The organism is Flavicella sp., assembly GCF_029238425.1.
GTDB lineage: Bacteria > Bacteroidota > Bacteroidia > Flavobacteriales > Flavobacteriaceae > Flavicella.
In genome coordinates, this window is sequence record NZ_JAQWGB010000132.1 from 1 (window position 1) to 9,837 (window position 9,837).

Here is a 9,837-nt window from a genome sequence, read left to right on the forward strand (position 1 = left end):
TTTGATTTCAATTTCTTGGGTAATGGAAATCCATTCGTTTTTTGTTAAAGTTGAAATATCCCAAGTAGTAGAAAGCCAAGGTTCGGAAATTTGTGTGTAAAAAGCCGCAATATCAGTTCCTTCTTCAATAAAAACTTCTGAAGTGACTGTGTATAAACCTTTGTCTAACGATAACAGGCCTTCTGTATTTGTTTCAATAATACTTGTTCTTTTTGTTTCTGGAGCTGCTATTTGAAAATTATCAATAAATAAAACTCCATTTCCTAAAGAATTAAGGGGAATAGAAAAGAACATATTAGAATCATCAACATCAGCATCAAATGATATTTCTTTTGTTAAGTAAACCCATGTATTTGTTTCAATATTTTCAATGTCCCAAGTGATAATTTTCCAAGGATCTTTTATGGTTGTTTTTAAGCTAGTACTTTCACAATTGATGTCTTTCCAAATATAAAAACTTACAGTTTTTGTGCCACTAGGAAAGTTTAGCTTTACGGTGCTAGTATGTATTTTTGGTTCTGCAGTCACCAAACGTTTGTCAGGGCAATTAATATAAAGAGAGGTGTCTCCTGAGTTTGCTTTATCAGTACTTAGTATCCAAAATGTTTCATCAGCGGGTTTCCACCAACCGTCAATTTCAAAACCAAAGTAATCAGGGTTTAAGTGATTTGTGGGTTGACTAAATGTTTTCAAAGAAGTCAATAGAATCAAACAGAATAATAATCGATTAAGGATAGGAGAGAGGTATTTCATTATTATCAATTGTAGAGTGCAAATACAATGATAAATAATAAATAAAGGAAGAATTGTCAATTGGTTTTATTCTCTCTTGGTTTTTTCTAAAATGGGTAAAAATGAGTCATAAAAAAACCTCTTTCAGTTAAGAAAGAGGTTTTAAGTTGGTTGTATAATATTATTCCTTTTTCAATTTGTCTTTTGATTTATTGGAACTTTCATTTATTTTATTTGCCGCTACTAAGCTGGTAACCATGTCGTTTAACATAGAGCTTGCCGCATTTGGATTGTTTGGTAATAAGATCAAATTACTGTTGGTATCAGAGCCAATAGATTGTAAAGTATCATAATGTTGTGTAATCACTATCAAAGCGGAAGCTTCTTGAGAATTGATTCCGGCTTTGTTTAAAACATCTACAGATTCCTCTAACCCACGAGCAATTTCTCTTCGTTGATCCGCAATACCCATTCCTTGTAATCGCTTGCTTTCCGCTTCAGCTTTTGCGCGCTCTACAATTAAAATACGTTGTGCATCTCCTTCAAATTGTGCTGCTAGTTTTTCTCGCTCCGCAGCGTTAATTCTATTCATGGCCTCTTTAACTTGTGAATCTGGGTCGATATCTGTCACCAAAGCTTTTACAATATCGTATCCGTAGTTCAACATCGCCTGTTTTAGTTCTCTTTGAATGGCAAGTGCGATATCATCTTTTTTCTCAAAGACGTCATCTAGTTTCATTTTAGGAACTTCTGCTCTTACGGTATCAAAGATATAAGCAGTAATCTGGTCATGCGGATTTTGTAATTTATAGAAAGCATCATATACTTTTTCTCTAAGAATCTGGAATTGAACAGAGATTTTCAACTGTACAAAAACGTCATCCTTGGTTTTAGTTTCAACGATTACATCCAATTGTTGAATTTTCAAACTTACCCTTCCAGCAATTTTATCAATACCAGGTATTTTAAATTGTAAACCAGATTGTCTGATGGCTAAAAATTTTCCGAAACGTTCCAGTATAACTGTTGTTTGCTGCTTTACGGTAAAGATACCTGCAAAAACAATGACAATAATTGGAACTAAATAAATGTATGAACCGTAATTTTCCATAGTAGTTTTTAAATTTCTTTTAAAGATATAAAAAAAGGAGGTATCTCTGTTAGTATTGGTGAGTTAACTTGTAAAAATAAAATTTTACCTACTTATGAAATATTAGTAACTTTGAAATTAAAATTAAAACAAAATGAAAAAGTTTCTTTTTGGATTTATCGGAATCCTTATTGCTTCCGTAGTATTGTATTTTACAGTGGTATATTATTTAACCTATAGTGAAGGATATAGATCTGGACAATTGGTAAAAGTAAGTTATAAAGGCTTGGTATTTAAAACTTGGGAAGGACAATTAAGTCAGGGAGTTTCTGATGGACAAGTTTTTAGATTCTCTATTGAAGATAAAGAAGAAAGAGTGATAAAATTATTACAAGATTATCAAGGTAGTAATGTAAGATTACGTTTTAAGGAACGCTATAGTACCTTTGCTTGGTGGGGAGATACCAAATATTTTGTGATAGATGTTGAAAAAGTAGATGAAATAAAGCAGAATAAAAAAAGTCTCCACGACGATTTATAAAAAGCGAACTAAAAATATAAAAGCACCTTTGAATTTACAAAGGTGCTTTTTTATGTTGTGTATATGCTAATAAAGAATAGGAATATTATCCAAGTTTTTCGATGGCATATTCAATTCTTTGGATTGTTGCTTCTTTTCCAATCATGGCAGCAATATCAAATAGGTGAGGTCCTTTTAAGGCGCCTACCAAACTCAATCGTAAGGGTTGCATCACTTTTCCAAAACCTATTTCTTTAGAAGTAATCCATTCTTTTAAAATGGTTTCAATATTTTCTGAAGAGAAATCTTCTATAGAACTTAAAACAGCAAGCACTTCTAGCATTAATGGAGAGGTGGTCTCCTTCCATTGTTTTTTAGAAGCTTTCGCATCAAATTCTGTTGGATTTGCAAAGAAATAATCACTCAAGTCCCATAAATCTTTTACAAAAACAGCGCGTTCTTTTACCAATTCAATCACCGTTTCTACATACGTACTGTCAGAAGAAATTCCTTTTTCAGTTAAAATTGAACTAAAAAGTGCGGCAACTTCCGTTGTGCTTTTTTGCTGTAAATATTGTTGGTTGAACCAGTTTGTTTTTTCCGGACTAAATTTCGCGCCAGATTTGCTTACACGTTCTAAAGAAAACTCCTTTGCTAATTCTTCCAAAGAAAAAATTTCTTGATCTGTACCTGGGTTCCATCCCAACATGGCTAACATGTTGATAAAGGCATCTGGTAAATAGCCATCTTCTCTATAACCCCTAGAAACTTCTCCGTCTTTTTGATTCGTGTATTCTAAAGGAAAAACAGGAAATCCTAATTTATCACCATCACGTTTGCTTAATTTTCCTTTTCCAACAGGTTTAAGAATTAATGGCAAATGTGCAAATTCTGGAGCATCCCATCCTAAGGCGTTGTATAAGGCAATATGAAGTGGGAGAGAAGGCAACCATTCTTCACCACGAATCACATGTGAAATTTCCATCAAGTGATCGTCTACAATATTTGCCAAATGGTAGGTTGGCATTCCATCACTTTTATAAAGTACCTTATCGTCTAATAAAAATAATTTGAAAGAAACATCTTTACGTATCAAATCAGAAGCCGTTAAAATGTCATTTTCAAAATCCGTATCATACATCTTAAAACGAGCTACATATTTTTCACCTGCAGCAATTTTTGAAGCAACTTCTTCTTTAGATAGCGTTAGAGAATTGTTTAAATTTTCTCTAGTTGTATGATTGTAAATAAATGGTTCTTTGTTCGCTTCTGCTTTTTTTCTTTCTGCATCTAATTCCTCAGCAGTGTCAAAAGCATAATATGCATGTCCACTTTCAATTAATTGATCTGCGTATTGTTTGTAGATCTCTTTTCTTTCTGATTGTCTATAAGGTCCAAATTTTTCATTTTTTCCAGGAGCTTCATCAAAAGGAATTCCACACCATTCCATGGCATCTACAATATATTTTTCTGCGTTGGCAACATAACGTGTTTGATCTGTATCTTCAATTCTTAACACAAATGTTCCGTTGTGTTTTTTAGCAAATAGATAATTATACAAAGCGGTTCTAACTCCTCCTATATGTAAAGGTCCGGTTGGACTTGGTGCAAATCTTACTCTTACGTTGTTCATTTTGAAAAAATTTAAAGTGCAAAAGTACAAAAATCTTGTTCTTGGTTTTTAGTTCTGAGGCTTTAGTTTATAGAAAATACATCATTGAAAATTCAACACTAAAAATTTAAGTTATCTTTGCAAAAATTTTCAAGATGATAGAATTTAATTACGAACTGGATTTTAAACTTGTTGATGAGTCTTTATATTCAGAATGGATAGAGAGAGTTATTGAGGAAAATGAATTTACGTTGGGTGAATTGAATTATATTTTTTGTGATGACGCCTATTTGTTAAAGCTAAATGTTGAGTTTTTAGAACATGATACCTTAACGGATATTATTAGTTTTGATTATACAATGGGTAAATTAGTGGGGGGTGATATTTTTATATCCTTAGAACGTGTAAAAGAAAACGCAGAAAAGTTTTCTCATAGTTTCGAGGAAGAACTCAAACGAGTGATGATTCATGGTGTGATGCACTATATGGGGTATAAGGATAAGACAGAAGAAGAGAAAAAGACAATGCGAAGTGTTGAAGACAATGCATTATCTTTATTTAAATAATTGAATATAAGTAATATAAGTATTTTGTTCCACGTGGAACTGTGAAATTATGAGTTTATTTACGGAAACATATGATGTAATTGTTGTTGGAGGAGGACATGCTGGTTCAGAAGCTGCAGCAGGAGCTGCGAATATGGGCGCAAAAACTTTATTGGTAACAATGAGTTTGCAAAATATCGCTCAAATGAGTTGCAACCCGGCAATGGGTGGAATCGCTAAAGGACAAATTGTTCGTGAGATCGATGCGCTTGGTGGTTATTCTGGAGTTGTAACAGATGAAACTGCGATTCAGTTTAAGATGTTGAACAAATCAAAAGGTCCTGCGATGTGGAGTCCACGAGCGCAAAGTGATAGAATGCGTTTTGCTGAGAAGTGGAGAAATATGTTGGAGCAGACTGAGAACTTGGATTGTTATCAAGACATGATTTCCGGTTTGGTAATTGAAGATAAAAAAATTGTTGGTGTAAAAACTGGACTAGGTTTTGTGATTAAAGCGAAGACTGTAATTATAACAGCGGGTACTTTTTTAAATGGATTGATTCATATTGGTGAAAAAACATTTGGTGGAGGAAGAGCAGGTGAAAGTGCTTCAACTGGAATTACGGAAGATTTGGTAAAACAAGGTTTTGAAGCCGGTAGAATGAAAACTGGTACACCTCCTAGAGTTGATGCTCGTTCTTTAGATTTTTCAAAAATGATTGAACAACCAGGAGATGAAAAACCAGAAAAGTTTTCTTATTCTAAGACAACAACCACTTTGACAGAACAACGTTCTTGTTATATGTCGTATACTTCTCAAGAAGTTCATGATTTGTTGCGTGAAGGTTTTGATAGGTCGCCAATGTTTAATGGTCGTATTCAAAGTACGGGTCCAAGATATTGTCCGTCTATCGAAGATAAAATTGATCGATTTGCTACAAAGGATAAGCATCAGATATTTGTGGAACCGGAAGGATGGAATACAAATGAAATTTATGTAAATGGGTTTTCAACTTCTTTACCGGAAGATGTTCAAGATAAAGCTTTGCGTAAAGTAGCAGGATTTGAGAATGTGAAATTCTTACGTTTTGGATATGCTATAGAATACGATTTCTTTCCACCGACACAATTGAAACATACGTTAGAAACGAAGTTGGTTGAGAATTTATATTTCGCTGGACAGATCAATGGAACAACGGGTTACGAAGAAGCAGCGTCTCAAGGTTTGATGGCAGGTATAAATGCCGCGTTAAAGATTCAGGAAAAAGAGCCTTTTATTTTAAAACGTCATGAAGCTTATATTGGTGTTTTAATTGATGATTTAATTACAAAAGGAACAGAAGAACCATATAGAATGTTTACGTCTCGTGCTGAGTATAGAACTTTGTTGCGCCAAGATAATGCTGATTTAAGGTTGACACCAAAAGCATTTGAATTAGGAATGGTTTCAAAAGAACGTCTGGATCGTGTAAAAGAGAAACAGGAAAAGACTGATCTTTTTGTTGCTTTTTTAAGAGACACAAGTGTCAGTCATAAGGATGTGAATCCGATATTGGAAGAGAACAATTCTGCACCAGTTAATCAATCTATGAAGATGTTTAAATTGGCAGCTCGTCCTCAATTAAATTTTGATGATGTTAAAAAATTTCCAAAGGTTCAAGAGTTTATTGATGCCAATGGTATAGACGAAGAAATTATTGAACAGACAGAAGTGCATGTAAAATATGCGGGTTATATAGATAAAGAAAAAAGGAATGCAGACAAGTTATCTCGTTTAGAGAATGTTTCTATTCCAGATAGTTTTGATTATCATAAAGTAAAATCTTTGTCTACGGAAGCGCGACAAAAATTATCAAAAATTAAACCGGTAACTATTTCACAAGCGAGTCGAATAAGTGGTGTGTCACCAAGTGATATTTCGGTGCTCCTTGTGTATATGGGAAGATAGAAAAAAGAAAAAGTTCCACGTGGAACTTTTTCTTTTTTAGAGGCATATTTAGAAGTTGATTCTGTTTCGTTGAATGAATATGTCACGTAGGATGAGATTTTCGAGGTGTTATGATTCTATTGAAATTTTGTGTGCGGAGAATGAGCTTGTCGAAGTCTAAATGTTTTATATGGGACAAGTAAAATGTTCTAAATATTAATAATAAAATTATGAAATATAAATGTGTAATATTTGATTGTGATGGTGTTTTGGTAGATACGGAACATATCTCCATTGGGACTTTTGTAGAGATGGGAAATAAGCTAGGAGCAAATATCGATTTCGAATTTGCGATGGTTAACTTTCTAGGAAAGTCTTTAGAATATTGTTTTGAGTATATAGAAAAGAGGTGCACAGAACCTTTCCCTGATGATTTTGAAAAGCAATACAGAGGCGTTAGTTTTGAAAAGTTTCAAAATGAATTACAAGCCATCGATGGGGTAGAGGAAGTTATTAAAAAACTAGAAGTTCCATTTTGTGTAGCTTCCAATGGTCCGTTAAATAAAATGCAATTGAATTTAAAAACAGTTGGATTGGATGCGTTGTTTGGAGAAAATATGTTTAGCGCTTATCAAATAAATAAGTTCAAACCAGATCCGGCTTTGTTTATTCATGCTGCCGCAACTTTAGGTTTTAAACCGGAAGAATGCGTGGTAATTGAAGATAGCACGGTTGGAGTTCAGGCAGCCATGGCAGGTGGCTTTGATGTGTTTGGTTTTGCGAATAAAAGAAGTGAAGCTTTGTTGAAAGAAACCGGAGCAAAATTGTTTTATAGTATGAATGATTTATTTGATTTGTTAGAAAAGTAATAACATGTCAGTTCGAGTGATTTTCGAAGAAAATTGTATCGAGAACAGTTTATCAAACCAAAAGAATTATAGAATAAAATTGAAATATAATATATAAAAATAGTATGTCTGCAAGAGCCGTAAATACACCTCCTAAATTGAATAGTTTTGAAACCTATGTTTCTTGTAAAGATCATTTAGTATCCGGAGAAAATTTTAATTTGTTGTTGGATGATAGTTTGGATTTATTGATGACAAATCCAAAACCTGAAAACGATCAATTAGGAAAGTATTACGAAAGTGAAGAATATATTTCTCATACGGATGGGAAAAAATCAATAGTGGATGTTGTGTACCAAATGGTGCGTAATTATACTTTGAAAAAGAAATTAAAATTAATAGAATCTTTTCAAACCGAGGAAAAAAATATTTTGGATATTGGTGCTGGAACCGGAGATTTTTTAAAAATATGTGCGGACCATAATTGGAAAGTTACGGGAGTAGAACCAAATGCTGGTGCACGAGAAATTGCTTTAGGAAAATCTAAAGAAGGATTGTTTTTTGATTCTGTGGAGAGCCTTAAAAAAGAAGAGGGTGTTTTTCTGGGGTTTGATGTGATTACCATGTGGCATGTTTTAGAACATGTTCCTAATTTGGATGAAACGATTTTTAATTTGAAAAAATTATTGAAACCCGAAGGAGTATTGATTGTTGCGGTTCCAAATTTTAAAAGTTTTGACGCTGCATATTATAAAGAATTTTGGGCGGCTTATGATGTGCCTAGACATTTATGGCATTTTTCTCAAACGGCTATTAGAAGGTTGTTTTTCTTTCAGGGAATGGAAGTTGTAAAAACACTACCCATGAAGTTTGATTCTTTTTATGTTGCTCTATTAAGTGAAAAGAATAAAACTAAAAAAATGAATTTTTTAAATGCGTTTTTAATTGGTTTGCGTTCTAATATAAAAGCGAAAAAGACAAATGAGCATTCCTCTTTAATCTATGTGATTAAAAACAAGAAAAACTGGCTTAAAGATGGTTTTAATGGAGTTTGATTCTTCTTTGATGTCATGTGTTTGGATTTATGAGATATCGCCTTAAATAGTGTTTAAAATAAGCTGTTTTTTTGATGATATTTCAAGGTTTTGCTTAGAGACAGTAAACTTGAATGTATAAAAATAGAATTAGATAGATTGAAATATCTTTTTTAAAAACGAATCTCTTAAAAATTAAATGGGAGGGGTCTTAATTGAAAATAAATGGAATTAGATTATATAGATAATGTAAATGGATTGGATGAAAATATCGTCCGCTTGTTTAATTTTGACAAAGCGGAGGCTATTCAATTCAGAGATTTATTAATTGATGCAATTCTTACAAGGAAAGAAAAATTAGATCTATCCCAGGTAGATTTTATAACAAGGCATAGTTGTAATTTAATTTTTGGATTGTTTAAATCGGACGAAGGGATTTTGTCAAAAGACAATGAAACCTTTTTTTGCATTCTAACTTTAGAAGGTTATAAAAAGATGCTAGAACTGATCGAACCCTTTTGTCTCAAAGAGTCAAAATCCTTTCGATACTTATATGATGTGGATACCCCGACCGATTTATTATTTGCACCAGCCGCAAGTAGATAAAAAGTAGCAATAAAACTTTTTTAAAAGATTCCCTGAAAGAAAAGGATTTCATTTTTTATACAAAAGTGTCTAAAAAATTCATTTCTGATTCAAATAGTAAATTTTTTTAGAAATTTTTCTTCAATATACTTTGATCTAAGTCGGGTAAAAATTAAAAACGAATAGAAAACAAGAATTCCAATTGAAAAAGTCCTAATTTTTGATTTTAAGCTTGTTTAAGCGCTTTGATTGGTTAAGATGAGTAACGTGTCGATAAATTTTTAAAACCTCCTAAAACATCGGCTAGAATAAATAAATATTTATCAATATTATTGATGGTGATGATTTTATAGTATAAGTTTTATTTATGAGGTGTTAATTCAACAAATAAACTCCAAAAACGCTCAAAATAAAATAAACCGTCAAAGAGGTGGCACCAGGATAATCTTTTGCAATGCGTTGCCCAATCAACATATATAAAATAGAAAAGCAAGAAAAAGTACATCCTAGCAAGGCTGTTTCTTTTTCTTGGTAAAAGTAAAGTTCATACATACCAATAGAAACAAAATAAACAGTTAGGATTTCTAAAAACACCAAACTTGCAATCAAAGGTTTGATAAAGCTTTTGATAAAAGTGTTTTGAAAGGTCTCGGAGATATAAGTGATGGTCCCTTTCCAATCAGCAAATTTTTCCACTACAGAAATAACAAAAGTGATTAGTAAAAAAGCCAAGACTAATAATGGCGCCAATTGATTGTGTAAAATATTCATGACGTTAGTTTTTAAAATTCTAATTTGATAAGAATGGTTTCTTCTTTAAGAACATCGTTTTCTTTAGCAGGTGTCCATAACTCAGAAGTTTCTAAAATTCTTTTTATTTCTTTTTTGATTTTTTTCTTGACCTTATTTTTGAACCTTATTTTTGAAATCTCACCAGTCTTCAG

The 9,837-nt window shown here is 32.5% G+C and carries 10 protein-coding genes; 6 read left to right on the forward strand and 4 right to left on the reverse strand.

Annotated elements, in window-relative coordinates:
• Both P8H68_RS09915 and P8H68_RS09920 read right to left on the reverse strand, forming a co-directional pair.
• On the reverse strand, positions 1-753 hold a 753-nt coding region (locus P8H68_RS09915), incomplete at its 3' end, for a hypothetical protein (RefSeq protein ID WP_300324287.1).
• A gap of 160 nt (positions 754-913) precedes the next feature.
• Positions 914-1,843 (reverse strand): SPFH domain-containing protein, encoded by a 930-nt coding sequence (locus P8H68_RS09920; RefSeq protein ID WP_300324290.1) that lies wholly within the window; start codon positions 1,841-1,843, stop codon positions 914-916.
• A 133-nt stretch (positions 1,844-1,976) separates the two neighbouring features.
• Between P8H68_RS09920 and P8H68_RS09925 the strand changes: the two genes are divergently transcribed.
• A complete protein-coding gene (locus P8H68_RS09925) occupies positions 1,977-2,363 on the forward strand; it encodes a 6-phosphogluconate dehydrogenase (protein ID WP_300324293.1) in 387 nt (128 codons plus the stop codon).
• A gap of 85 nt (positions 2,364-2,448) precedes the next feature.
• Here the strand turns inward: P8H68_RS09925 and gltX are convergent, their stop codons facing one another.
• Positions 2,449-3,975 (reverse strand): glutamate--tRNA ligase, encoded by a 1,527-nt coding sequence (gene gltX, locus P8H68_RS09930; protein WP_300324297.1) that lies wholly within the window; start codon positions 3,973-3,975, stop codon positions 2,449-2,451.
• A 134-nt stretch (positions 3,976-4,109) separates the two neighbouring features.
• On the opposite strand from gltX, the gene ybeY reads away from it, so the two are divergent.
• The 5 genes from ybeY to P8H68_RS09955 all read left to right on the forward strand — a co-directional run bounded on the left by ybeY (position 4,110) and on the right by P8H68_RS09955 (position 8,914).
• Complete coding sequence (gene ybeY / locus P8H68_RS09935; protein ID WP_300324300.1) at positions 4,110-4,520, forward strand: rRNA maturation RNase YbeY; 411 nt, start codon at positions 4,110-4,112, stop codon at positions 4,518-4,520.
• A gap of 49 nt (positions 4,521-4,569) precedes the next feature.
• Positions 4,570-6,447 (forward strand): tRNA uridine-5-carboxymethylaminomethyl(34) synthesis enzyme MnmG, encoded by a 1,878-nt coding sequence (gene mnmG / locus P8H68_RS09940; protein ID WP_300324303.1) that lies wholly within the window; start codon positions 4,570-4,572, stop codon positions 6,445-6,447.
• A gap of 209 nt (positions 6,448-6,656) precedes the next feature.
• Positions 6,657-7,295: an HAD family hydrolase gene (locus P8H68_RS09945; RefSeq protein ID WP_300324306.1), complete on the forward strand. Its 639-nt coding sequence runs from the start codon at positions 6,657-6,659 to the stop codon at positions 7,293-7,295.
• Between the two features lie 104 nt (positions 7,296-7,399).
• On the forward strand, positions 7,400-8,329 hold the full coding sequence (locus tag P8H68_RS09950) for a class I SAM-dependent methyltransferase (protein ID WP_300324309.1): 930 nt from the start codon (positions 7,400-7,402) through the stop codon (positions 8,327-8,329).
• A 204-nt stretch (positions 8,330-8,533) separates the two neighbouring features.
• Entirely contained in the window at positions 8,534-8,914 is a 381-nt protein-coding gene (locus P8H68_RS09955; RefSeq protein ID WP_300324312.1) for a hypothetical protein, read from the forward strand.
• A gap of 354 nt (positions 8,915-9,268) precedes the next feature.
• Here P8H68_RS09955 and P8H68_RS09960 read toward each other — a convergent pair whose 3' ends face one another.
• A complete protein-coding gene (locus P8H68_RS09960) occupies positions 9,269-9,664 on the reverse strand; it encodes a DoxX family protein (protein ID WP_300324315.1) in 396 nt (131 codons plus the stop codon).
• Positions 9,665-9,837: the final 173 nt, after the last annotated feature.

Coding starts and splice junctions, on each gene's coding strand:
- P8H68_RS09945 (WP_300324306.1), top strand. CDS start 6,657: ATGAAATATAAATGTGTAATATTTGATTGTGATGGTGTTTTGGTAGAT.
- P8H68_RS09950 (WP_300324309.1), top strand. CDS start 7,400: ATGTCTGCAAGAGCCGTAAATACACCTCCTAAATTGAATAGTTTTGAA.
- P8H68_RS09925 (WP_300324293.1), top strand. CDS start 1,977: ATGAAAAAGTTTCTTTTTGGATTTATCGGAATCCTTATTGCTTCCGTA.
- ybeY (WP_300324300.1), top strand. CDS start 4,110: ATGATAGAATTTAATTACGAACTGGATTTTAAACTTGTTGATGAGTCT.
- P8H68_RS09920 (WP_300324290.1), bottom strand. CDS start 1,843: ATGGAAAATTACGGTTCATACATTTATTTAGTTCCAATTATTGTCATT.
- gltX (WP_300324297.1), bottom strand. CDS start 3,975: ATGAACAACGTAAGAGTAAGATTTGCACCAAGTCCAACCGGACCTTTA.
- P8H68_RS09955 (WP_300324312.1), top strand. CDS start 8,534: ATGGAATTAGATTATATAGATAATGTAAATGGATTGGATGAAAATATC.
- P8H68_RS09960 (WP_300324315.1), bottom strand. CDS start 9,664: ATGAATATTTTACACAATCAATTGGCGCCATTATTAGTCTTGGCTTTT.
- mnmG (WP_300324303.1), top strand. CDS start 4,570: ATGAGTTTATTTACGGAAACATATGATGTAATTGTTGTTGGAGGAGGA.